Below are 23,801 nucleotides of genomic sequence, written 5' to 3'. Positions count from 1 at the left end.
CGCTCGACCGGCTTTCGATCGCGGCCGGCCGCAACGGGGGTCAAGCCTGGGTCAGAACGGCACGATGTAATTCAGCAGCGCGGTCTGGCGAAGAATGACGCGCCGGATGATGTGGGCCGCTTGGACACGATCGGTGTAGATCGCGGCCTCGCCGGTACTGCCCGCCGGCAGACGGCTGGCGATCGCGGCGTCGTCGAGCGTGAAGCGGACGGCGAAAGGCGCCGCCTGGACTTCTTTCGGCGTCACCGCCGTGCCGGAGGGAGATGTCTGGCCGGTCGAGATCGCCTGCAGCACCGTCTGGACCTTGCCCTTGAACACCTGCCCGGGGAGAAACTTGAAGGTCACCTCGACCTCCTGGCCGGGCACGATGTAGCGCGCATAGATCTGATCGATCTCGGCGCCCAGAACGGTCTCAGCGGTGTCGACAAAGGCCATGGCCGGAGCGAGCGCCAGGTTTGACACCCGCGCGCCCCTACGCAGGCCGATATTGGTCACGAAGCCGTCGGCGGGCGCCCGCACCACGGTCTTGTCCAGGCTCCATTGGGCGCTCGACAGTTGCGCGCGCAATTGATCGACCTCGGACTCGCGCTGCTGCACGTCGAAGCCGCGGCCGGCGTCACGCTGGGCGAGCTGCGTCATCTGGCCCAGGCGCAGCTCGGCGAATTTCAGCTGGGCCGCCAGAGCGTCGACCTGCGCCTTGAACGGCGTCGGGTCGATTCGGAACAGCACATCTCCGGCCTTCAGCGGCGTATTGGCCTGCACCGGCACATCGACCACCTCGCCGGCGACGTCCGGCACGATCTGCACCGACTGGCGGATCACGAGGGCCGGACCCGACGGCGCTCCCCAGCCCATCGGAATAAACAACCCGACCGTCAGGAGGAGCAGCCAGATCACCGGCGAGATCTTCCAGAACAGGTTGAAACGGACGACCTTCAGCTTGACCAGCAGGAACAACAGGAAAAGGTAGAGATTGAACAGGAAGATGATCATCGGCCTGCCTCACCGGTAAGCGGCGCCGGTTCGAGACCTGCAAGGCCCGGCGCGGCATCGGCAGGCGCCGGTGCGTCCGCCCGGCGGGGGATGTCGACATAGGCCCAGACCATGGCCACCGGCCAGAACACGAAGCCACAGATCAGCGTGACCCAGCCGGCGACCGTGACGGCCTGCGCCCAAGGGTGCCGGCGCCGCTGCGCGACCCATCCCGGCAGGGCCGCGACCACGACCACCAGGACGATCCCGCTGACGATGACGAAGGCGAGAACGATGACGGCGAAGACATCCAGCGTCGACATGACCCTCTCGCGCTCCAATGACGCGTCGATCATGCGAGCCGGGCTTGTGGGGGTGTATCGGCCATTACCCCGGGAAAGACCGGGTTTTCACCCGAGCGCCGATGCGTGCACGCGACGCCGTGCCGCCGCCGCAGCGGCAGCGATCATCCTGCCGCGCAGCGCAGCCAGGCATGGCAACCTCGCGTGGTGCCGGCCCGATCCGGTCCCGGCCGGCCGTCGATCAAGGTCCGTCAGGCCTCGACGAGCTTGTTACGGACCGCGTAGCGCACAAGTTCCGCCATCGACCTTGTCCCCAACTTGCGCATGGCGGTGGCGCGATGGGTTTCGATCGTCTTCACGCTGACCTGCATCTGCCAGGCAATGCGCTTGTTGCTCAGGCCTTCGGCAATGAAATGCACGGTCTCGCGCTCGCGTGGCGTCAGTTGCGGGGCCGGCTCGGCTTGTCCGGTAAAGGCCGAGAGCATCGCCTCCGACACCCGGGCGGTGAAATAGGGCCGCGCCAAAGCCAAGGTGCTGATCGCATCCAGAAGCTGGTCCTCGGCATCTCTCTTCAGGAGAAAGCCGCGCGCGCCGGCCTGCAGGGCATCCCGGATCAAGGCCTCGCCGTCATGTTCGGAAAAGATCAGCGTCTGCACCGTCGGGACCTTCAGCAAGATCCGTCGCGTCACGTCGAGGCCATTCAACTCCGGCATGAAATAGTCGAGGATCGCAACGTCCGGTTTTTCCCGCTCCGCCATTTCCACCGCCTGGAGGCCGTTTGCAGCCTCCCCGCAGATTTCCCAGCCACCGCGCGATTCAATGAGATTGCGCACGCCGCGACGGACGATATCGTGGTCATCAGCCAACAGTATCCGTACCATAACGCCACTCCTTACCCCACTATGATCGACATCATCTGATCCAGAGCTTTCAAACCTCCTTACTTAGTCTAGAAGTTCAGACTTGTTTTCATCAGGTCAAACCCGGAGGCCAAACGGGGACGTCTCCGGGGGAAATCGTGCAAAATCATACTTTTTCTTGCTTGGAAGCCAACAGAGAAGTGGTGTTCCGCGCCCAATTTGATCAAATTTCGACGACGCTTCGTTTCGAGCAGCTTGGTCGGAGTGTCGCCCGCGATCCGACGCACCCTCTCTTTACTTAAGGTAATACCCGAAGAGCCGGGGAAATACCCCGAGAAGGTCAAAGGCGTCTTTCCGAATCCGTGATCGACACTATACTTCTGCCGAGTCGGGGCTCGCCCCGTCGGGTGGGTATGCTGCGAACCGCAATTTCAGATGCATGGTGGACGCGATGGCCGAGACACAGTCTTCCGGTGTGCTGCGCGGCAAACGCAACCGAAACTGGAAGATATGCGGCCTGCTCCTGGCCGGCCTGGCCGCTACCATAACCCAGGCGCGCGCCGCGGAAAATGCCGCCGGATTCTATTTGCTCGGCGGACGCGGCCCGGGGGCCGGGGTGCTCGCGCCCGAGGGTCTCTATTTCCAGAATACCGGCTATCTCTACGGCGGTGGATTGAGCGGTTCGCGGACGTTGCCGGTCGGCGGCAATATCGCGGCCGGCCTGCGCGGCACCATTCTTGGCGACTTCGCCACGGTGCAATGGGTCACGCCCTGGCAGATTCTCGGCGGACGCATTGCATTTAATGGTTCGCTGGCGATCGGCGGTCCCTGGGTCAGGGCCGACGTCATCGTCGGCCCCTTGAGCCGCACGCGCAGCGACAATACCTTCACCATCGGCGATCCGGTCTTCGGCGCGACGATCGGCTGGAACGTCGGCAAGCTGCATGTCTCCGCCAATGCCAGCGTCAACACGCCTGTCGGCCAGTACAACGAAGGCGCACTGGCCAATATTTCGTTCCATCGCTGGGCAGGCGACCTGACGCTTGCGGCGACCTGGCTCGATCCGACCCTCGGCGTCGACATTTCCGGCGCCGTCGGCATCACCTTCAACGGCATGAATCCGGTGACCCAGTACCGCACCGGCACGGAATTCCATGCGGAATGGGCCCTTTCGAAGAACCTGACCAAGGAGTGGACCGTCGGCCTGGTCGGCTATCACTACCAGCAGGTGACCGGCGACAGCGGGGCGGGCGCGGTGCTCGGCGATTTCAAGGGACGGGTGACCGCGCTCGGCGGCATGGTGGCCTATAATTTCACCGCCTGGGAGACCCCGATGCAGGCCAGCGTCAAGGTCTATCGTGAGTTCAACACGATGAACCGCCTGCAGGGGACCGCCGGTTTCCTGACCATTTCGATGCCGCTCTATATGCCGGGCGCTCCGGTCGGACTGTTGCGCTCCGCGATGCGCTGACCGCCGACGGCCGATCGGGCGCGACGAGTACCCATCGCAAATTGCGGGCCTTTCGCGGCTTCGTGTTTTTGCCCGATGTATCGGTCCCGCCAACGCGCTCCTCGACCGCCGTGGGGCCACCCATCCGAATGACCGATCATGGATCACCGCGGTCCGGGCGGGTCTATGAACCGAAACCGGAACTCATTTCCGACGCCTGAACCCGGCCACCGCTTCAGCCGGCGGGCTAAGCTCGGTACTCCGTAAGGACAAGCCGGCTCATCCCTCTGGGGTATGGCCGCCCGGCCCGAACGAAGCCAAAGGTTTCGAGAGATCCAGGCCGGCCTGGACCGGTCGATCGACCGCCGCGCCGTGGCGGAACACTGCCACGGACCCGCGACGGTCATTGCCGTCCGAAGGTCCACCGCCAGTCGAGTCTCGCGAAGAGGCGCGCCTGACAAGCAGGCCATCGGCACGGCATCCAAGGAGACGTTTCGCGCCTTTCTCGAAACCTCAGGTCCTCGCCAATATTTGGCAGAAACCCATTCAGTCGGCAGACTAGAGCAAACCGACAGTTGCAATGATAACCTTAAATTTTTTCTCTCATTTGATGAATACGGCATCTTCTTGGGTGTATTCTGGATAATTGCACGCAGCATTATTGACCGCAGGTTTTACGACGCGCAAAGTCCGGCATGTTTTGCGTTGTCATCAGCCTCATCCTCGGCCGTATGATCGGAACAATCCCGGAGCGGACACTCCTGGGGAAGGCCCACCGATGAAAGCGCTCCTGACCGCGTCGATCGGCGCTTTGACGCTGGCGGCGCTCACCGCCGGCCTCGTCCTCCAGGTCCTCGATGCCCCCGGCTCCTGGGACCGGCGCGTGGTCCTTGCACTGCTCGGCGGTGTCGTTCTGCTCGCGACGGGCCTGGGAGCACTCGCCTGGCGGGCCATCAGCCAATGGAACACGGTACGGTCGATCGACGCGCCGGCTCTGCGCTATCGGCTCTATTGGGAAAACTCGGCCGAGAGCCTGTTCGTCGTTCATGTCCAGCCGGATGGCCGCTTCGTCTACGAGGGCATGAACCCGGCGCATGAACGGCGCTCCGGCCTCCGTTCGGAGGCGATCGCCGGTCACGAGCCGCATCAATGCCTGGAACCGGCGCTCGCCGCCCAGGTCGTCGCCCGGTTTCGCCAATGCATCGAGACCGGAGCCCCCATCCGCTATCAGCAGGTCTATGCCTTCGCCGGCGCGCCGGAGCTCATTCTTCAGATGGTGCTGGTGCCGGTCTGGAATGCCGATCGCAGCCAGGTGGTCGCCCTGCTCGGCAGCGGCCACGACGTGTCCGAGCTGCATCGGCAGAGACAGCAGATCGAAGATGCCCGCAAGCTGTTCGAACGCATTGTCGAGGCCTCGCCCGACATGGTCTATGTCGATCGCTACCTCGGTCCCAATCTCTATGTGAACGATCAGGTCCAGCGCATCCTGGGTTATTCCGGCGATGAAATCCGGGCGTTCGGCGCGGATTTCCTGCGCGAGATCACCCATCCGGACGACTATCCGGCGATCGAGCGGGGCCTGAATGCGCTGGGCCGGGCCACGGATCACGAGCTGGTCACCTACGACTACCGGATGCGGACCAAGGCCGGCGAATGGCGCTGGCTGTCGAGCCGCGACCAGGTGTTCAAGCGCGAGGCCGATGGATCCGTCAGCGAGATCGTCGGGGTCGCCACCGACACGACCAGCCACCGCCGGGCGCTCGCCGATCTGCAGGCGAGCGAGAGCCGCTTCCGCCTTGTCGCCGATACGATTCCCGACATGCTCTATCTGCTCGACGCGAGCGACGACAGTTTCTTCATCAACCGCAGCTTCAAGGACTTTGTCGGAACGCCGCCCGGGCTGAGCTGCGAGGCGCTCAGGCAAATGGTCGTTCACCCCGACGATCTCGGCTTCCTCGAGGCCAGCCAGCGCGAGACGACGGGCGAATTCCGGCACGAGCTGAGGATCCGGCGCGCCGATGGGGACTATCTCTGGTTCTCCAACAAGGGGCGGGTCGTCCGCGACGAGAACGGCAAGATCGAACGCCTGTTCGGCGTCGTCATCAACATCCATGACCTGAAGGCGGCCGAGGAGGCCACCCGGGCCGCCAAGGAGCGGCTGGAGGCCATTCTCTTCGCCGTCGGAGACTGTTTCATCGGGCTCGACCCGGCCCTCAGGATTACCGAGGTCAGCGGTCCGGCGACCGAATGGTTCGGGGTGTCGGAAGCCCATCTGCGCGGGCAGAAATATTTCGATATCCTCGGCCGGCGCGATGCTTTCGCCAAGACGATCGAGCTGGCGGTGGCCCAGCAGCGCCCGGCACGGGTGGCGCGCCGCTCCGCCTTCATTGCCGACCGGTGGATCGAACTGAACGTCTATCCCTCGGCCAAGGGCATCGGCATCCTGTTTCACGACATCACCGACCGCAAGCTCGCCGAGCACCAGCGGCAGGAGCAGACCACCTTCCTGCAATCGACCATCGATGCCTTGTCCGCCGCGGTCGTGATCATCGACCATGATGGCGTGATCATTGCCGTCAACCATGCCTGGCGCGCCATGGGCCAGGCGCGTGGAGCCACTCCGCGGGCCTCGGGAGTGAGACACGACTACCTCACGACATGGATCGGCGACGCGGCCGGCCTCGATCCCGCGGGCTCCCTGCAACGCTATATCGCCGACATCCTCGCCGGCCGCAGCGAACGCTTCGAGACCGTGCTCACGCTCGGCGCCGAGCAGCAATGGCTGCTGGTCAAGGCCACCCGATACGTCGCCGGCAAGGGCGAGCATATCGTGATCGCTCACGAGGACGTCACGGAGATCTTCCGGCGTGAGGCCGAAGTGCGCTCCTTGTCGGCCCAACTGCTCGAAACCCAGGATGCCGAGCGCCGGCGCATCGCACGGGAGCTGCACGACTCGACCGCGCAGCACCTGATCGGAATTCAGCTCGGTCTCGCCCAATTGCGCGACAAGCTGCCGACCGACGAGCGGACGCGCGGCGTCATGGACGATATTCGCACGGCGCTGAAGGACGCCCAGCAGGAGGTTCGGGTGTTGAGCTATCTCCTGCATCCGCCGTCGCTCGAGCATGGCGACCTGATGTCGGCGCTCGACCGGTTCGTCGCGGGCTATTCGGTCCGGACCGGTCTTGCTGTCGATTTCCGCACCAATGCACGCATGATCAAGCTGCCCGAAGATGTCGCGATCACCATGATGCGGATCACCCAGGAGGCGCTCGCCAATGTGCTCAAGCACGCCGGTGCCTCCAAGGCCTTCGTCCGGCTGCGTGACCACGGGGCGCGGCTGGTTCTGGATATTCTCGATGACGGCATCGGCATTCCCTTCGACCCGCAGGCGCAGGCGCCGGTCGGACTGGGGGTCGGCCTGCCCGGCATGCGGGCGCGCGTCGACCAGCTCGGCGGCAAGCTGACCATCCGCGGCCGGGCCGGCAAAGGCACCATGGTACGTGCGATCATCCCGATCGAGCGCCGACCGAACTGACCGCCGGCCCCTGCCCGGCCTCAGGCGCCCGCCTCGGGAGTTTCCCTGCAGGCCTCGGCAATGACCCTGGGGACGGCTGAGGCCTTGACCCGATGTCGCGCGCGCCGGGGCGGGTGTCCTGATGGGCTTCCGGTGTTCGAACCCGAAGTCGCGCCATGCTGCCGCCGTTCCCCACCTTGATTGCCGCGTCACTGGCGGTTCTGGCGCTGGCCGGCCCGAGCGCGCGATCCGAACCCGCACGCGCCCCTGCCGCAATGGTCCTGAGACCGCCGGCGGTCACCCACCCGCCTGGGACGCGGCCCGGATCGGCCAGCCATTTCTGCGCCGATCGTTGCGCCCAGCCGGTCGTCGGCCTGACCTGCGGCCTGACCCACATTGTCGACCCGCCGAGCTTCCGGGCCGGCGTGAGGCCATGTGTGTTGGAAATCGACGCCAGCGGCGAGCCGGGTGCGCGGTTGATCGAGGAATGACCGTCCTGCGCCGTCCCATCAGCATGCGAGAGAGCCCATGAATGCGCCATTTTCAACGCCCGGCCCGATCGGGCCGGCTCCGGCCGGGACAGAGCCTTGCGGCTGCAACGCGCGGGCCTCGGCCCAGCCAGCGACCCGGTCATCGGACCCGCCCGCCACCGACATGATCTGGATCGCCGCGGGCTCGTTCCGCATGGGATCGGACGCGCATTATCCGGAAGAGGCCCCGGCGCATCAGGTCCAGGTCGATGGTTTCTGGATCGACCGGACACCGGTGACCAACCGGCAGTTCCAGGCCTTCGCCGCGGCCACCGGCTATGTGACGTTTGCGGAAATCGCGCCCGATCCCAGGGATTATCCCGGCGCTCTCCCCCATATGCTGCGGGCCGGCTCGCTCGTCTTCCATCAGCCGCCGGGCCCGGTCGATCTGCGCGACTGGAGCCACTGGTGGGGCTTCACCTTCGGTGCCGACTGGCGGCACCCCTACGGGCCCGGCAGCAGCAATGAAGGCCTCGATGAGCACCCGGTCGTGCACATCGCCTATTGCGATGCCGAGGCCTACGCACGCTGGGCGGGCAAGGACCTGCCAAGCGAGGCGGAATGGGAGTTCGCGGCGCGCGGCGGCCTTCAGGACATGGAATTCGCCTGGGGCGACGAATTCACGCCGCAGGGACGACACATGGCCAATACCTGGCAAGGCCTGTTCCCGCATGAGAACCTCAAGATCGACGGCCATGAGCGCACCTCGCCGGTGACGGCCTTCCCGCCGAACGGCTACGGCGTCTCGGACATGATCGGCAATGTCTGGGAATGGACCGCGGACTGGTACAGCGCGCAACATGCCGGCGATGCCGGCAAGGCCTGCTGCATTCCGCAGAACCCGCGCGGCGGCGCCGAAACCGGCAGCTATGATCCGCGCCAGCCGACGATCCGCATCCCGCGCAAAGTGCTCAAGGGCGGCTCGCATCTGTGCGCACCGAACTATTGCCGCCGCTACCGCCCGGCGGCGCGGCACGCCGAGCCGGTCGACACCTCGACCAGCCATGTCGGCTTTCGCTGCGTAAGGCGGCAGGCCTGAGCGGCGCGAGACCCTGGGCGGCGAGAAGCCCGCCGCCGAAACCGGTGCGGGCGGCGCGATGCACAATCGGCTGAGCCGGACGGGAATGGGGCCGGTCTCCCGAGAGACCGACCCTTTACGTCGAACGCGTCGATCTATCGCGGTGGTGCCACGGCGACATAAACGAGCTGGTTGCCCGAATAGGTCGGGCGGTACCAGGTGTTGCCGCAAATCTCATAGGTCGTACCGTTGACGATGTCGCGCGAACACGATGGCGGCAAGGTGGCGATCATCGTGCCGACCGCGACGGCAGTCGCGGCCGCCGCTCCGGCCGCAACCCAGGGCGCGCCCCAATAGCCCGGCCCCCAATAATAACCGGGATAGAGCGGCGGTGGTGGCGGAGGCGGCGGCAGCGGACGGGGACCCGGCCCGGGCCAGGGCCCGGGATGCGGGCCGGGGCCGGGATGAGGTCCAGGCCCGGGTCCAGGTCCAGGCCCGGGTCCGGGCCCAGGTCCCGGATGAGGCCCGGGGCCAGGGCCCGGCCCGGGACGCAGCCCACTTGGTCGGGCCGGCCCGGGCCCGACGAAGGGATGGCCGGGCCGGAAGGCCGGATGATATCCCATGGCCGGGTTGAACGCGGGGCGGAAGCCCCCCGGCTCGAAACCGCCGGGGCGAAAGCCGCCGCCGAAGCGGGGGGCGTTGAAGCCGCCGCCGACGTTGAAATGGCCACCCCGTCCACCACCGAAGCCGCCGAAACGGGCTTCTGCGATATAGGCCGAAGCGGCAAGCGCCAGTGCCGCGCCGCCAACCGTCAGCGCGCGACGGGCGAGGCGGGCTCGATCGGTCCGGGCCATCAGCGTGCTCCCGTCATCTCGGAGGTCAGGAACTCGATGCGCGTGGTACCGTCGGGAGGCGCATAGGCGAACAGGTCATCGGCGAAGTCGGGATTGACCGTCCAGCTCAGGATCGCCTCGAAACGCGGCCGCGCGGGGTCGCGGGTATTGACGATGGCGATCCTCACCGGCAACGGCTGGTCACCAGTGCGAATGCACAGCTCCCAGTCCTGGCCGCGGTCACGAAAGGCCCAGTGCTCGCAGGGCTCGCCACCGATGACGGCCTCGCCGACGCGGAACGATTCGCGAATGGCGCTCCATTGGCTGTCGCTCGAACCCCAGGCGAACAGATCGGCGAGCGGCATGTCGACGCCGAGCCGCTGGGCCGCCTCCTCCAGCATCTCCCTGATGGTCGGGCGCGCGGCGACCTGGGCATAATAGCGCTCGCGCGGGGCGGCCACGGTCAGCGTCTTACCGTCATAGACGATCTCCCGCTGGTGGCTGCCCGCCGTGAGATCGACCCGCAGCCGGTCCGGCAGCCGGGCCCGATAGCGCGCCGTGCCGGCGATGCCGACCTTCTGCTCGTTGTCGAGCACCACCTCGACCAGGGTCGCGGCATTGATCTCGAATGCCTTGAGCGAGCGCAGATAGTCGCCCATGCGGGTGAGCGCCGCGATCGAGGCGGGATCGACGGGCGGCGCGGCCAACCGTGCCTCGGCCTCGCGCAGCCGCCGCGACTGCGCCTCGGCCGGCAGCGGCTGGGCGAGGGCGGCGGCGGCGAGAGCGCACAGGGCCGCGCGCCGGAGCAGTCCCGGGCGTCGGAGAAGATCGGCGATTCCAGATAGGCGCGCAGGTCGAAATGGACTTGGCATGACGTCATCCTCGGTCTGGGCAGGCTCACGCGGTCTCGGCACGCCGCACGGTCGGCCAGGCGCAATGCGCCCAGGCCGATCGCGCGTCAGCGGGAAGGAAAAACGGTGCGCCAGTCGCGCTTCATGCTGACGACGACCCAGTTGCGCGCGACGGCCTCGTCCAGCGCCTTGTCGAGCCGGCCGACATGGGACTGGCGGTCATAGGCATATTCACGCTCGGCATCGTCGTGATGGACGATCAGCATCAGACGCGCGCCGGATCCGCCGGCGGCATATTGCAGCATGGCGAGGTCACCATCGGAATTGCCGAAGGCGGCGACCGGGCGGCGACCGATATGCAGGTCGATATTGACCGGCTTGCCTTCCTTGTCGTCGATGCTGCCGATCTCAGGCAGCTTGACCAGCACCGCCCGGCCGTCGCGGATTTCGAACCTGGTCTTGCCGCTCGACCCGACAACCTGTTCGGGCGGGATCCCGTAGGCGGCCTCCGCGAAGACGCGCATGAAGTCGACGCCGCCGCCCGAGACGATGAAGGTCTTGAAGCCATTGGCACGGAGATAGGCGAGCAACTCGAGCATGGGCTGGTAGACGAGCTCGACGTAGCGCCTCTGGAAACGCGGATGCGTGGCCGTCTCGGTCCAGTGCCGGACGGTCGCGGCGAACTCCTCGGTGGTCATGCCGGCATGGGTCGCCGCCATCAGCGCGGCGATCTCATGCTCGCCGAATTTGGCGATCGCCGCATGATCGCCTGCCAGGATCGACTTGAACGGCTCGCGCTGGGCGAGCGCCGGGTCCTTGGCGGCCAGTTCGCGTGCCCGCTCGAAGGCGAAGATGCCCTGGAAATATATCGGGTTCTCGGACCAGAGCGTGCCGTCATTGTCGAAGGTGGCCACGCGCTCCGCGGGGGCCACGAAATCCGGACCGCCCTCGCGGGTCACGCGCGCGACGAAATCGACGATTGCCTGCCTGCCGGCGCTGTCATTCCACGACGCGAGCGGCGCCGACGACTGGGCCGCAACCGGCGCGGTCGCCAGGCCGAGCAACGGCAGGCTGGCCGCGGACACGACGATATTTCGGCGCGAAGGCACGGCGACGCGATCGGACATGGAATTTCTCTGTGAAGCAGTCAGGAGAGGCGCACCGGCGACGTGCCGGCCGGTGCGCCCCGGGCTCAGTTGCTGCTGGCGGCCATCGAGCGGCGCATCTTCTCGACGACCTGGTCGATGCCGAAGCTCGCCGCCCGCTGCGCCGGCGGGAAGTCCTTGAAGGTCGCAAGGAACTCCGTCGCTTCGGCGATGGCGACATAGGCGACGTAATTGTTCGACATGAACCAGTCGTAATAGGTGTTCGAGGTGATGTCGGCGCGCTCATAGGGATCGGCCCGCAGGTCGAACAGCTTCGGCAACCGAAGCGTCGTGAACGGCTCGGCCCAGATGCGCAACGTTCCCTGCGCACGCTGTTCCTCGAAGACCACCTTCCAGTTCTCGTAGCGTACGGCCACCAGATCGCCGTCGTCATTGAAGTAGATGAACGACTTGCGTGCGCTGCGCTGCTGTTGGCCCGTCAGGTAAGGCAACTGGTTGAAACCATCGAGGTGGTTCTTGAAGGTCTTGGCCCCCGCCGTGTGCCCCCTGAGCAGCTTTGCCGTGATATCCGGATCGCCCGCCACCGCCAGAAGCGTCGGCAGCCAGTCCTGCCCGCTGATGATCTCGTTGGAAATCCGCCCCGGCTGGATCCGGCCCGGCCAGCGCACCATGCAGGGCACGCGGAAGGCGCCTTCCCAATTGGTGTTCTTCTCGCTGCGGAACGGCGTCGTGGCCCCATCCGGCCATGAGTTCATGTGTGGGCCGTTATCGGTCGTGTAGAGCACGATCGTGTCATTGGCGACGCCGAGGTCCTCCAGCTTCTTCAGCACGGTGCCGACCGTATTGTCGTGCTCGATCATGCCGTCGGCATATTCGGTCCTCGAGGTCAGGCCCGGCTGGTCGCGGTGCTCGGCCCTGACATGGGTACGCAAGTGCATGCGGGTCGCATTGAACCAGCAGAAGAACGGCTTGCTGGCCTTGACCTGCCGGTCCATGAAATCCATGGCCGCGGCCGAAGTCTCGTCGTCGATGGTTTCCATCCGCTTCTTGGTCAGCGGACCGGTATCCTCGATCTTGCCATCGGCGGTCGACCGGATCACGCCGCGCGGACCGAACCTCTTGCGAAACTCGGGGTCGCGCGGATAGGTCCGCGATTCCGGCTCTTCCTCGGCATTGAGGTGATAGAGATTGCCGAAAAACTCGTCGAAGCCATGGGCGGTCGGCAGAAATTCGTCCTTGTCGCCGAGGTGGTTCTTGCCGAACTGACCGGTGGCGTACCCCATGGGCTTGAGCAGTTCGGCAATCGTCGCGTCGGTCGCCTGCAGACCAACGGTCGCTCCCGGCGTGCCGACCTTGCTGAGGCCGGTGCGCAGCGTGCACTGGCCGGTGATGAAGCTCGACCGCCCCGCCGTGCAGCTCTGCTCGGCATAGTAGTCGGTGAACATCATGCCTTCCTTGGCGATGCGATCGATATTCGGTGTCTGGTAACCCATCAGGCCATGGGTATAGGCGCTGATATTCGCCTGCCCGATATCGTCGCCGAAGATCACCAGGATGTTCGGGCGCCGGCCCGAAGACGCCCCCGGGACCGGCTGCTGCGCCGGGGCCGGCTGGCCGGGGCGCGGCTGAGGCTGGGGCTGGGCCTGCGCCGCCGGGATGGCGACGGCCATGGCCGCGCCGGCGGCGAGCGTCGTCCCCGAAAGCAGCAGGTTGCGGCGGCTGAGACTGGTCCGAGGGGCGGTGTTGGGATCGACGAAGGGGGTGGAGTCCGCTGCCCCATGGGCGGCTTCACCCACCGATGACGCTGTCTCGTGATCCTGTTGGCTGGACATCGCAGATCTCTCCTCGTGGCGACCGGTGAATGGCGGGGACAGACGACCACGACGTCGCAGATGCGGATATCAGGCCGACCCGTGTCCGCCGCGGGTCAAAATCAGCAGAGCTCACCCCCGGGAGAACGATGAGGCGGGCGTCGGGTTTCCGTTGATGCCCAGCCAAGGGATCACCGGCGCGGGGTTGCCGTCATCACTGGATGTCGTGGCGCCCTCGCTTGATCGAGCATGCCGGCTCGTCGCCATCGACGAACGAGGCCCCTTCGCGTGGGGCCCCCAACGCGCGGAGCACAGATGGGCGCCCCACTCCCCAAGCCAGATCCGGCGACCGGACCCGATGGCGAGGCGATACCGGCGACGCTGGCTTCGTCACCTGCGCGGGAGGCGATCGCCGACCTGAAGAGCCGGATCGGCAAGGCGGTGCTGGGTCAGGACCAGTTGATCGATCGCATGATCATCGGCCTCTTGTGCAACGGCAATCTGCTGGTCGAAAGCCTGCCCGGGCTCGCCAAGACCCGCAGCGTCAAAGCGCTGGCCCATAACCTCGATGCCCAATTGTCGCGCATCCAGTTCACGCCCGATCTGCTGCCCTCCGATGTGACCGGCGCCGAGATCTATCATCAGACCGAGAAGGGCGGCGAGTTCACCTTCGAAGCCGGGCCGATCTTCGCCAATCTCGTGCTGGCCGACGAGATCAACCGGGCCCCGGCCAAGGTTCAGTCGGCATTGCTGGAGGCCATGGAGGAACGCCAGGTGACGGTGGCTGGCAAGACCCGCGCCCTGCCCGCCCTGTTCATGGTGCTGGCAACCCAGAACCCGATCGAGCAGGAAGGCACCTATCCGCTGCCGGAAGCGCAGATGGACCGCTTTCTGATGCATGTCACCATCACCTATCCGGACGAAGCCTCGGAAAAAGGCGTGCTGCGCCTGGTGCGTGGCGAGAGCGCACAAGCCACCGCCAAGGCCGACACCCCGGCGCCTCCCGCCACGCCGCCCTTGCCGCAATCGGCGATCTTCGACGCGCGCGCCGAAATCGACGCGATCTTCACCGCCGAGGCGATCGAGACCTACATTGTCGACCTCGTCACCGCGACGCGGTTCCCGGGCCGCTATGGCGACCCCTTGTCGAAATGGCTGCAGATCGGTGCGAGTCCGCGCGGCGGACTGGCGCTCGACCGCTGCTCCCGGGCACGAGCCTGGCTCGACGGTGACGCATTCGTCACCCCGCGCCATGTTCGCGACGTGCTGCATGACTGCCTGCGCCACCGGCTGATCCTCAGCTACGAGGCCAATGCCGACGGCATCACGGCGGACAAGGTCCTCGACGAAATCGTCCAGCGCGTCGCGGTACCCTGAGGTGATGTGATGGCGAGCGCGGCCACCGCGGAACGGGACAGCGGCGTCTATGCCGACCTCGGCGATCTGATTGCGCTCGAATATCGCGCGCGCGGCTTTTCGCTGCTGCCGAGACAACCGGTGCACAGCCTTCTGACCGGGCGCCATGCCTCGCGCATGCGTGGACGCGGCCTCGATTTCTCGGAGATCCGCGCCTATCGGCCGGGCGACGATGTCCGCAGCATCGACTGGCGCGCCACGGCGCGCCTTGCCCGCCCGCATGTCCGCATCTTCAACGAGGAGCGCGACCGCCGTACCCTCCTGGTGGTCGACCAGCGGCTGTCGATGTTTTTCGGCAGCCGCGTGGCCATGAAGTCGGTGACCGCGGCCGAGCTTGCCGCGGCCGCCGCCTGGCGGGTCGTCCAGGTCGGCGACCGCATCGGTGCGGTGGTTTTCGGCGATCGCGACAGCCGTGCCGTCAAGCCCCAGCGCAACCGCCGCGCGGTCCTGCAGATCTTCCACGAGATCGTGGCGAAGAACCGGGCCCTGAACGTCGATGGCGCCATCACGGCGGCGCCCGGCATGCTGAACACCACGCTCAGATCGGTCGCCGGCCTCATCCGGCACGACGACACGATCCTGGTCATCAGTGATTTCGACGGGGCCGACGGCGAGACACGCAAGCTGGTGTCCGAGATGGCACTGCATAACGACGTGCTCGCCGCCCTGGTCCACGATCCCTTGCAAAGCGCCCTGCCCGCCGCGGGGCAGGTGACGGTCACCGATGGGCAAGCGCAACTGGCGCTCGATCTCGGCCACGCAGCGTCGCGCGACCGGGTTCTGGAGATGAGCCGGCAGCGGCTCGCCGACGTGCTGTCCTGGGACCGGGAGCTCGGCATTCCCGTGCTGCCGATCAGTACGGCCGACGACCCCGTGCTCCAGGTTCGGGCGCTGCTCGGCAAGGCATTGGCCGCCCGGACCCGTGCGGCGCACGGCCCGGGCGGAGGCTGACATGGTTTCCGCGGCGATCGACAAGGCCCTGGCGCCATTGATCGAATTCCCCCTGCCCGCCGCTGTGCCGCTATGGCCGCAGACCCTGGCCGATCGCGTCCTGCTCGTCGTCGTCGCGGCCGGCGTCCTGGCCGGCGCCTGGACATGGCTGCGCCGGCGCCGCGCCAATCGTTATCGCCGGGAAGCCATCGCCGAATGGCACGCGATCGATCGGCGTCTGGGCATTGCCGACGCAGGACCGGATCTCGTTTCGCTGGAAAGCCTGTTGCGGCGGGTGGCGCTGGTCGCCTTCCCACGCGCACAGGTCGCGGCGCTGAGCGGCCAGGAATGGCGCGCGTTCCTGAACCGCAGCGGCGGTGGAGGAAGCTTCGCCGGTCCCGCCGCTGTCCATCTCACCGAGGCCGCCTATCGGCCAGCCGAGCGGGTCGCACCGGACGAGATTCGCGCCGCCTCCATCCTGGTCCGCCGCTGGATCGAGGACCACCATGCCTGATCTCCAGTATGGCCTGGCCTGGCCATGGCTCCTGTTGCTCCTGCCCCTGCCCGTCCTGGTCTGGTGGCTCTGTCCGCCATACCGGCAGCGTGTCGCCGCGGTCCGGGTGCCGTTCTTCGCCCTGGTTGCCGCGGCGCTTGGCGAAACGCCCTCGGAGGGCGCCGCGATCGCCCGGAAACGCCCGCTGCAGGTGGCCACGGCCGTTGTCGTCTGGACCTTGCTGGTCGTCGCGCTCGCGCGCCCGCAATGGTACGGACCGCCGGTCGCACGGACCCTGTCGGCCCGCGACCTCATGCTGGCCGTCGACATTTCCGGCTCGATGGATCAGGCGGATTTCAAGGCGGCCGACGGGGTGGTGCTGCGGCGCCTCGATGGTGTGAAACGGGTCGTCGACGATTTCGTCGCCCATCGCCAGGGCGACCGCCTGGGGCTCGTGCTGTTCGGCACCCGCGCCTATGTCCAGGCCCCGCTCACCCGGGATCTCGCCGTCGTCAGGTCTTTGCTCGGCGAAGCCGAGGTCGCCATGGCCGGCCAGCAAACGGCGATCGGCGATGCGATCGGCCTGACCATCACATTGTTCGAGGCCAGCAAGGCCGAGCAGCGCGTGCTGATCCTGCTGACCGACGGCAATGACACGGCGAGCCGGGTGCCGCCGCTCAAGGCCGCCGAAATCGCCAGACGCCATGGCGTCACCATCCATACGATCGGCATCGGCGATCCCGCGGCGCAGGGCGAGGACAGGGTCGATCTCGACAGCCTGCGCCAGATCGCGGCGACATCGGGCGGGCGGATGTTCGACGCGGCCGGCGGCGCCCGGCTGAGCGAAGTCTATGCCGAAATCGACCGGCTGGCGCCGGTCAAGCTGCAGACCGTGTCCTGGCGCCCGAAACTCGAGCTGTTCCAGTGGCCGCTCGGGGCAGCCACCGTCATCGCCTTGACTGCCCTGGTTCTGCCGCTGGTCCGACGACGACGCGCGGAGCCGGTCCATGCCTGACACGTTCCACTTCCTGCGCCCATTTTGGCTGCTGGCGCTGCTGGTGCCCGCCGCGGTCGTCTGGATCCTGCGCCGGCGTCACCTGGCGCTTGCCTCGGGACGCGGGATCATCGCGCCACACCTGCTGCGCCACCTGGTCGTGGGGGCGGAGGAGAGGCGCTGGCTGCGCCCGGAATATGTCGTCGGTCTGGCGATCGCGCTCGCCGTGACAGGGCTGGCCGGCCCGACCTGGCGCAAGGAACCGCCGCCCTTCGCCGAAGACAGGGCGGCGCTCGCGATCGTCCTGAACGTCTCGCGCGCCATGCTCGCCGGCGACCTGAAGCCGTCGCGGCTGGAACGTGCCAAGCAGAAGATCCGCGATCTCCTGGCGCGGCGCCAGGGCGCGAAGTCCGGCCTTATCGCCTTTGCCGGCACGACCCATGTGGTGATGCCGCTGACCGACGACCCGCGTGTCATCGAACCCTTCCTCGAGGCCCTGACCCCGGAGCTGATGCCCCGCGACGGCAACGAGGTCGGGGCGGCCGCCGTACTGGCCGCGACCATGATGGCCGCCGACATGGCCGGCAGTACGGTTCTGCTGGTCACCGACGCGGTGCCGTCGGGGGCGCTCGACGGCATGGCCCGGCGCATCGTGATCTGGGCCATGCTGGCCTCCCGCGACGGCGATCCGATTGCGGCCGGGCGCGGCGACGACGTGGTCTGGGCAACGCCCGACAGGTCGGATGTCGATGCGGTGGAACGGCGCATCGACACCAATTTTGTCGCCGCCCAGGCCGGCAATCCGGAAGCGCGCTGGCTGGATGAGGGCTATTGGCTGGTCTTCCCGGCGGCGCTGATCGCCTGCCTGTGGTTTCGCCGCGGCTTCGCCGTCCATCTGGCCCTCGCCATCCTGGTGACCCTGGCGCCAGCCGCCCATGCCGAGGGCTTTCGCTTCGCCGATCTGTGGCTGACCCGCGACCAGCAGGGCCGGATCGCGCTGGATCGCGGCGACCATGCCGCCGCGGCCACGCTGTTCGCCGATCCTTTCTGGCGCGGCGTCGCCTATTACCGGGGCAATGATTTCTTCGAGGCCGGCCGGGCCTTCGCCGAAGTGCCGACCCGCGCGGGCATGCTGGCCTTCGCCAATGCCCAGGCGCGCAACCACCAATGGGAGAAGGCCATCGCGGCCTACCGGAAACTCATCGCCGAGGATCCCGGCGATCGCGATGCCAGGACCAATCTTGCGATCGTCCAGGCGATCTTCGACGCCCTCGAAGCGGAACGCCGGAAGAACGAGCAGGACGACCCGGCGCCGCCGGACCTGCCTCCCGACGAGACCAAGGTCGATCCGCAGCAGCAAGGCGGCAAGCGCATCGAGGTTCAGCCCGGCGATGTGACCACCGAGGCCGCGGCACAGGCCTGGATGCGTTCGGTTCAGACCCGGCCGGCGGCCTTCCTGCGTGCCAAGTTCGCCATCCAGTCGCAAGCACCGGCGGCGCGGCCATGACATGGGCAACGCGACCGGCGCTGACGCTCCTGGCCATCCTGCTGTCCGCCGGGGCCGGTTGCGCCCAGCCGGCATCCGCCGTGCCGGACTCGGCCGGGCCGGCCCAGCCGGTCATCGCGGCGACCATACAGCCGTCGACGGTGGTGGTCGGCCGGCCCGTCCGGGTGCGCATCCGCGCGCTCGCGCCCAACTTCCTGACCGGACCAGCGCAGTTTCCTGACCTGCAAATAGCCAACGCGGTGACCCGGCCCGCCGGCCAGACCAGCATTTCCGAGACCCGGGATGGGGCGACCTTTGCCGGCGTCATGGCCGACTACGACATCTACCCGCAGGAACCGGGAGCCTTCGCGCTCGATCCGGCGCTGGTGACACTGACCTACGCCCTGGATCCGCCGCGCAGCGTGACGGCGCGGCTGGCCACGCCGAGGTTGACGTTCACGGCGACCATTCCCGATGCGGCGAAAGGCCTCGCCCCGTTCCTGGCGACGCCTCGGCTGTCGCTGAGCCAGAGTTCCGCGCCCGCCGCCGGGCGATTCCAGGTCGGAGACACTCTGACCCGCACCATCGTTGCCGAGGCCGTCGACCTGCCGGCCATATTCCTGCCGAGCCTGGATTCGGCCGCGCCGGACGGCATTGCCGCCTACCCCGCGCAGCCGATGGTGGAGGACCTGCTCGGTGCGCGCGGCGCGCCGGCGCGCGGGCGGCGCACCGAGCAGGTCACCTACACCTTCGAACGGCCGGGCGACTATGCGCTGCCGGCCATCGCGCTCGCCTGGTGGGACAGCGAGACCGGGCGGATCGAGCGCGCGCTGCTTCCAGCGCTGGCCATTCATGTCGCTCCGGCCACCGGCGGGCCGGCCGGCGACGCTTCGTTACTACGGCGGGCCCTGCTCGCGCTGCGCGAACACTGGCTAGCGAGCCTGACCGCCATCGCCCTGATCGCGCTCGCGGCGCTCCTGCTGCCGCGGCTGTTGGTTCGGCTGGCAATCCGGGGCGCCGCGTGGCGCCAGCGTGAAACGCAATCGGAAGGCTACGCCTATCGGGCGCTCAGGCGGGCCGTGCGCCGGGGGACGGAGAGAGACATCTACGCCGCATTGCTGGTCTGGTCCGGCCGTCATCCGCCCGATCGGGCGATGCCCCTGCAGAACGAAGCGCCCAGCGCGGCGGCGCAGCGACTGGCGGGCCAGGTCGGCCTGCTGGAACAGCGGCTCTACGGCAATGGCACGGCTCCTCCCTGGTCCGCGCGGGATCTGATCGGCGCGCTCCGGGCGATCCGGCGGGAATGGAAGGCCCTGCGGCCCACGCGCTCCGAGCCGGCGCTTCCGCCGCGGCTCAATCCCGGCCCCTGAAGGCGGGCGAGGCATCGGCTTCGGCGCCGGCATGCCGCCGACGACCTTGCTGAAACAGAGCTCCACCCCGGATGGAGCGGCAGATACCCAGGCCGAACCTGACGGGTTTACCCCAGTCGGAGCCGGCAGTGTTTTCCGCCGCTCATCGGTGAATCCGACAAGTTACGCCGGTTTCGGCGATCACTACCATCGACCGAAGCGGATAGGAGCATCGTCATGGCGCGGATCCTCTTGGCCGAAGACCACGAGATCGTGCGGCGCGGCATCCGAGGCTTGCTGGAGTCGCACGGAAACTGGGAAATCTGTGGCGAGGCGGCAGACGGCGCGGAAGCCGTGCGCCTGGCGTTGCTGGAAAGACCCGACATCGCCATCCTCGACTATTTCATGCCCAAACTGAACGGCATCGAAGTCGCCCAGCAGGTCCGCCGGCTTTTGCCGCAGATCCAGATTCTGATGTTCACCCAGCATGACGGCGAAGATCTGATGCGCGGCATTCTGCGTGCCGGAATTCGCAGCTTCCTGCTGAAGAGCGAGGCCGAGGACCATCTTGTCCAGGCGGTGAGTGCGCTCGCGCTCCGCCAGCCCTATTTCACCACGCGCGCCTCGGAGGCCATGCTGGCCAGCTTTGTCGGCAACCCGATCCCCGCTCCTGGTCTGACCACCCGGGAACGCCTGACCGTGCAACGCATCGCCGAGGGGGCCAGCAACAAGCGGATCGCCGCGGACCTGGGCGTCAGCGTCAAGACCGTCGAGACCCATCGTTCGGCCGCCATGCGCAAGCTCGGCGCGAAATCCATGGCGGAACTGATCCGCTATGCCATGCGCAACAAGCTCGTCGAGCCGCGATCGGCGGATTGCGCCGCGTCAGGCCCCGGGCAAATCCGTCACCGGGCTCGGTAGTTTCAACGGCGAGGTTTCGGGTATCCGCCGATAGTGGCCGGTCGACAGGCGGCCTAGTGATTGACGAGCCGGTTCGGGCAGACCACCAGTACGAAGGAGTACGATCATGATGAAGATCATTCTCGCCGCCCTGCTCGCTGCCGCTTCCGTCGCGCCGGCCTTCGCGCAATCGCGCTATCATCAGCAGCCACCGTCCTATTATTCCTCGAGCGGCAACATGGTCGACCGCCAGGCGACGCCATCGTCCATGTGAACGGCGCCGTCATAGCCATACCCGCCATGCCGCCGGAGATGGTTCCGGCAGCCGGCGGCGACAGCGAACGAGACATGGCGCGACCGGCGCCTTGAATCGCCGCCATCGCCGCCGGCTCTGTTTTGTCGCATCGGGCCATGGCGCCCCCCGGATAGGGCCGGCGCGGGCCGGCCTCCCGGCAAATGCGAGAGTTGATTGCCAATCGATATTCTCATATCGTGGAACGATCTCCACCATATAAGATATCATGGCATCCCGCTTGAGCTTCCGGAACGCTCGCAACAAAGCCCTCGGCCACAATGGCGGCCCGGCCCTGGACGACTATCCTGGGCCACCCTGGGGCAAGGGCGACGCTCATCTGTTCCTGCACTGGAAGCGGGCTCATCGCGAAGCCTGGCGCAAGGTCTCGGCGGATGTCATGCGGTTGCGCATGGACAAGGCCGACCGGCTGGGCCTGACCTATGAGGAATATTCCCTCGAAATTCTCGAACGTGGCCGGCATCTGCAGGTCGAGGACACGGAGCGCATCGCGGCGATCAAGGCGGCGCGGCGCAAACGCCGCCGCTGAGCCTCCATGCCGGGCGCGCCCGCTCCTCTCGCATCGCACGCCTTTCTTGCACCTTGGCCGCACTCGCGCCTGTAGCGAGGAGCCATACGGCCCGACAAGCCCGAGACCCGATCGCCGGGCATCGCATGGACCGGACCTGCGTCGCCGCCGGCGAAGCGGCGGGCGATGGTCGCGGCCGCCCCGGCAGGCATCCTACAGACGCCCGACGCTGTCATAGGCAAATCCCAGATCCCTCACCTTCTGGGGCTGGAAGATATTGCGCAGATCAACCAGGTTTGGCCGCCTCATGACAGACTGCATTCGCCCAAGGTCAATCGCCTTGAACTCCGGCCAATCGGTCACGATGACAACCGCATCGGCCCCCGCGGCACAGTCATAGACGGTATCGGCATAGCTCACGCTCGACGCCAGCAGCCGTCGCGCATGGACGATCGCGGCGGGATCATAGGCGCGAATGTCGGCGCCCCAATATTCGAGCGCATTGATGATATCGACCGCCGGGGACTCGCGCATGTCGTCGGTATTGGCCTTGAACGCCAGGCCGAGGATCGCGATGGTCGCCCCGCGCACCGATCCGCCGAGCAGGGCCTGCACCTTTCTCGCAATGTTGTGCTTGCGCATATCGTTGGCGTGGATGACCTGCTCGATGATCGGCAACGTGCCGCCATGGTCGTTCGCCGTATTGATCAATGCGCGCGCATCCTTCGGGAAGCAGGAGCCGCCAAAACCGGGCCCGGCGTTCAGGAATGTCGGCCCGATGCGATGGTCGTAGCCGATACCGAACGCGACCTCGTCGACATTGGCGCCGACCTTCTCGCAGAGATCGGCTATTTCATTGATGAAACCGACCTTCACCGCCAGGAAGGAGTTCGCAACATATTTGGTCAGCTCCGCGGTGCGCCGGTTCATCACCAAGAGTGGCACCCCGCTTCGCGTCATGCCGTCGTACAACTGCGTCAGCGCGTCCCTGGCGGCCTCGTCTTCGACGCCGATGATGATGCGGTCGGGGTTGGAAAAGTCCTCGATCGCAAACCCTTCGCGCAAGAATTCCGGGTTCGACGCCACCGAGACGGCAATATCCGGCCGCAGGTCCGCCAGCAGCGCGGCAATCTGATCGCCGGTGCCGATCGGCACCGTCGACTTGGTCACGATGACCGTTCCATCGGTCAGCGTCGGGCCGATGTCGCGGACCGCGGCCAGAAGTTGATCGAGTGCTGCTCGCCCGTCGCACCGGGACGGCGTCCCGACCGCCAGGATCACCATGCCACCGGGGCGCGCCGCATTCGCGATCGCGGTGGAAAACGAAAGTCGCCCGGCAGCCACGTTCGCCCGCACAAGCTCGTCGAGGCCGGGCTCGAAAATCGGGACGCGCCCGGAATTCAGTTCGTCGACACGTTCCGGCGAGTTGTCGATGCAAACGACATCATGCCCGAGGCTTGCGAGGCAAGCACCGGAGACCAGGCCGACATAACCCGCTCCGACGACAGTGACGGTCAGGCCGCGCCGTTCGGAAAGAAGGATTCGGTCGGGCAACAGATTGGTTTTCATCAACATGCACGAGCACTCCCGAAACAGTCCGATCGTTCCATCGACAGGGAACGATCGGATGGGTCCAACATTTCGCCGTGTCCGGCGCGGCGCCGAGGTCCGAGGACAGACGACAGTGTGCAGGCGGGTCCGGTGATCGCGAGTGGCTAAGAAGAAGAGGAGCGTAGAGAATCCGAGGTAGAGGCGATGGCCATGGGTGATCGAAGCGTCGTCCAGCAGGTTCGTCGGCCCGGCTCGTCCGGGTCATGGCCCACGCCTGCCGGATGCCACCGCCCCGCTCGAAGCAAGCGGCCTGCCCGACCTTCGTCGCGTACACTTTACGAGGAGCGGTGCTGGCTTGGATCAGGCGGACAGGCAGATCCTCAGCTGCTGCCCGCACGCGCGCAGCCGCAAGCGGCACGCGATCCCCTCGGCATTTGTCGTGCTCTTGATCCGAGCAGCTCTTCGGACAGCCGTTTGTCGTTCCATCTTGCCAGAAACTATTTCCGCCCGCCCCAGACCCGAACGGGCCGCCTCAAGTCCACAATCAGTTCTACTTTAGCAACCAGAGAAATATGCAGTTCTATTTCAATGACCATGAAACCACTCGCTAG

21 protein-coding genes are annotated in these 23,801 nt (G+C 66.7%); 13 read left to right on the top strand and 8 right to left on the bottom strand.

Annotated features, from left to right (window positions below; all coding sequences use genetic code 11):
* Window positions 1-51 precede the first annotated feature (51 nt).
* The 3 genes from AC07WJ_RS29415 to AC07WJ_RS29405 all read right to left on the bottom strand — a co-directional run bounded on the left by AC07WJ_RS29415 (window position 52) and on the right by AC07WJ_RS29405 (window position 2,155).
* Complete coding sequence (locus AC07WJ_RS29415; protein ID WP_494938266.1) at window positions 52-993, bottom strand: HlyD family secretion protein; 942 nt, start codon at window positions 991-993, stop codon at window positions 52-54.
* Complete coding sequence (locus AC07WJ_RS29410; RefSeq protein WP_494938265.1) at window positions 990-1,295, bottom strand: DUF3302 domain-containing protein; 306 nt, start codon at window positions 1,293-1,295, stop codon at window positions 990-992. The genes AC07WJ_RS29415 and AC07WJ_RS29410 overlap by 4 nt, the downstream gene beginning before the upstream one ends.
* 230 nt (window positions 1,296-1,525) lie before the next feature.
* Entirely contained in the window at window positions 1,526-2,155 is a 630-nt protein-coding gene (locus AC07WJ_RS29405) for a response regulator (RefSeq protein WP_494938264.1), read from the bottom strand.
* A 430-nt stretch (window positions 2,156-2,585) separates the two neighbouring features.
* Here AC07WJ_RS29405 and AC07WJ_RS29400 point away from each other — a divergent pair, with 430 nt between their 5' ends.
* From AC07WJ_RS29400 to AC07WJ_RS29385, 4 genes are all read left to right on the top strand, one after another.
* Complete coding sequence (locus tag AC07WJ_RS29400; protein ID WP_494938263.1) at window positions 2,586-3,605, top strand: SphA family protein; 1,020 nt, start codon at window positions 2,586-2,588, stop codon at window positions 3,603-3,605.
* A 757-nt stretch (window positions 3,606-4,362) separates the two neighbouring features.
* Window positions 4,363-7,122 carry a sensor histidine kinase gene (locus AC07WJ_RS29395; RefSeq protein ID WP_494938262.1) on the top strand — a complete coding sequence of 920 codons (2,760 nt, stop codon included), beginning with the start codon at window positions 4,363-4,365 and terminating at the stop codon, window positions 7,120-7,122.
* 155 nt (window positions 7,123-7,277) lie between these two features.
* Window positions 7,278-7,592 carry a hypothetical protein gene (locus AC07WJ_RS29390; protein WP_494938261.1) on the top strand — a complete coding sequence of 105 codons (315 nt, stop codon included), beginning with the start codon at window positions 7,278-7,280 and terminating at the stop codon, window positions 7,590-7,592.
* Between the two features lie 37 nt (window positions 7,593-7,629).
* Entirely contained in the window at window positions 7,630-8,670 is a 1,041-nt protein-coding gene (locus tag AC07WJ_RS29385) for a formylglycine-generating enzyme family protein (protein ID WP_494938260.1), read from the top strand.
* Between the two features lie 134 nt (window positions 8,671-8,804).
* Here the strand turns inward: AC07WJ_RS29385 and AC07WJ_RS29380 are convergent, their stop codons facing one another.
* The 4 genes from AC07WJ_RS29380 to AC07WJ_RS29365 all read right to left on the bottom strand — a co-directional run bounded on the left by AC07WJ_RS29380 (window position 8,805) and on the right by AC07WJ_RS29365 (window position 13,109).
* Window positions 8,805-9,503 (bottom strand): hypothetical protein, encoded by a 699-nt coding sequence (locus AC07WJ_RS29380; protein ID WP_494938259.1) that lies wholly within the window; start codon window positions 9,501-9,503, stop codon window positions 8,805-8,807.
* Complete coding sequence (locus tag AC07WJ_RS29375) at window positions 9,503-10,189, bottom strand: DUF2092 domain-containing protein (RefSeq protein WP_494938258.1); 687 nt, start codon at window positions 10,187-10,189, stop codon at window positions 9,503-9,505. Before AC07WJ_RS29375 ends, AC07WJ_RS29380 begins: the two co-directional genes overlap by 1 nt.
* A 251-nt stretch (window positions 10,190-10,440) precedes the next feature.
* Complete coding sequence (locus tag AC07WJ_RS29370) at window positions 10,441-11,460, bottom strand: HAD family hydrolase (protein ID WP_494938257.1); 1,020 nt, start codon at window positions 11,458-11,460, stop codon at window positions 10,441-10,443.
* Window positions 11,461-11,525: 65 nt separating this feature from the next.
* The gene (locus tag AC07WJ_RS29365) at window positions 11,526-13,109 is read right to left on the bottom strand and encodes an arylsulfatase (RefSeq protein WP_494938488.1); all 1,584 of its coding nucleotides are present in this window, start codon (window positions 13,107-13,109) and stop codon (window positions 11,526-11,528) included.
* A 456-nt stretch (window positions 13,110-13,565) separates the two neighbouring features.
* Between AC07WJ_RS29365 and AC07WJ_RS29360 the strand changes: the two genes are divergently transcribed.
* The 9 genes from AC07WJ_RS29360 (at window position 13,566) to AC07WJ_RS29320 (ending at window position 21,660) form a co-directional block, all read left to right on the top strand.
* Window positions 13,566-14,627: an AAA family ATPase gene (locus tag AC07WJ_RS29360; protein ID WP_494938256.1), complete on the top strand. Its 1,062-nt coding sequence runs from the start codon at window positions 13,566-13,568 to the stop codon at window positions 14,625-14,627.
* Between the two features lie 9 nt (window positions 14,628-14,636).
* Complete coding sequence (locus AC07WJ_RS29355) at window positions 14,637-15,617, top strand: DUF58 domain-containing protein (protein ID WP_494938255.1); 981 nt, start codon at window positions 14,637-14,639, stop codon at window positions 15,615-15,617.
* A 1-nt stretch (window position 15,618) separates the two neighbouring features.
* Window positions 15,619-16,110 carry a DUF4381 domain-containing protein gene (locus AC07WJ_RS29350; protein ID WP_494938254.1) on the top strand — a complete coding sequence of 164 codons (492 nt, stop codon included), beginning with the start codon at window positions 15,619-15,621 and terminating at the stop codon, window positions 16,108-16,110.
* Window positions 16,103-17,104, top strand: coding sequence for a vWA domain-containing protein (locus tag AC07WJ_RS29345; protein WP_494938253.1), 1,002 nt, complete (start codon window positions 16,103-16,105; stop codon window positions 17,102-17,104). The genes AC07WJ_RS29350 and AC07WJ_RS29345 overlap by 8 nt, the downstream gene beginning before the upstream one ends.
* Complete coding sequence (locus tag AC07WJ_RS29340) at window positions 17,097-18,590, top strand: VWA domain-containing protein (RefSeq protein ID WP_494938252.1); 1,494 nt, start codon at window positions 17,097-17,099, stop codon at window positions 18,588-18,590. The genes AC07WJ_RS29345 and AC07WJ_RS29340 overlap by 8 nt, the downstream gene beginning before the upstream one ends.
* An 80-nt stretch (window positions 18,591-18,670) precedes the next feature.
* On the top strand, window positions 18,671-19,939 hold the full coding sequence (locus AC07WJ_RS29335) for a BatD family protein (RefSeq protein WP_494938251.1): 1,269 nt from the start codon (window positions 18,671-18,673) through the stop codon (window positions 19,937-19,939).
* A gap of 216 nt (window positions 19,940-20,155) precedes the next feature.
* Window positions 20,156-20,839, top strand: a complete 684-nt coding sequence (locus AC07WJ_RS29330) for a response regulator (RefSeq protein ID WP_494938250.1) — start codon at window positions 20,156-20,158, stop codon at window positions 20,837-20,839.
* Window positions 20,840-20,945: 106 nt separating this feature from the next.
* Window positions 20,946-21,092 (top strand): hypothetical protein, encoded by a 147-nt coding sequence (locus tag AC07WJ_RS29325; RefSeq protein ID WP_494938249.1) that lies wholly within the window; start codon window positions 20,946-20,948, stop codon window positions 21,090-21,092.
* Between the two features lie 247 nt (window positions 21,093-21,339).
* Complete coding sequence (locus AC07WJ_RS29320; protein WP_494938248.1) at window positions 21,340-21,660, top strand: hypothetical protein; 321 nt, start codon at window positions 21,340-21,342, stop codon at window positions 21,658-21,660.
* A gap of 192 nt (window positions 21,661-21,852) precedes the next feature.
* Here AC07WJ_RS29320 and AC07WJ_RS29315 read toward each other — a convergent pair whose 3' ends face one another.
* Window positions 21,853-23,157 carry a UDP-glucose dehydrogenase family protein gene (locus AC07WJ_RS29315; RefSeq protein ID WP_494938487.1) on the bottom strand — a complete coding sequence of 435 codons (1,305 nt, stop codon included), beginning with the start codon at window positions 23,155-23,157 and terminating at the stop codon, window positions 21,853-21,855.
* Window positions 23,158-23,801: the final 644 nt, after the last annotated feature.

The sequence above is a fragment of the Phreatobacter sp. GW821-FHT04C01 genome (assembly GCF_059420385.1).
The sequence above is the reverse complement of the archived record's forward strand: the minus strand, read 5'-3'. Positions and strand labels throughout refer to the sequence as shown.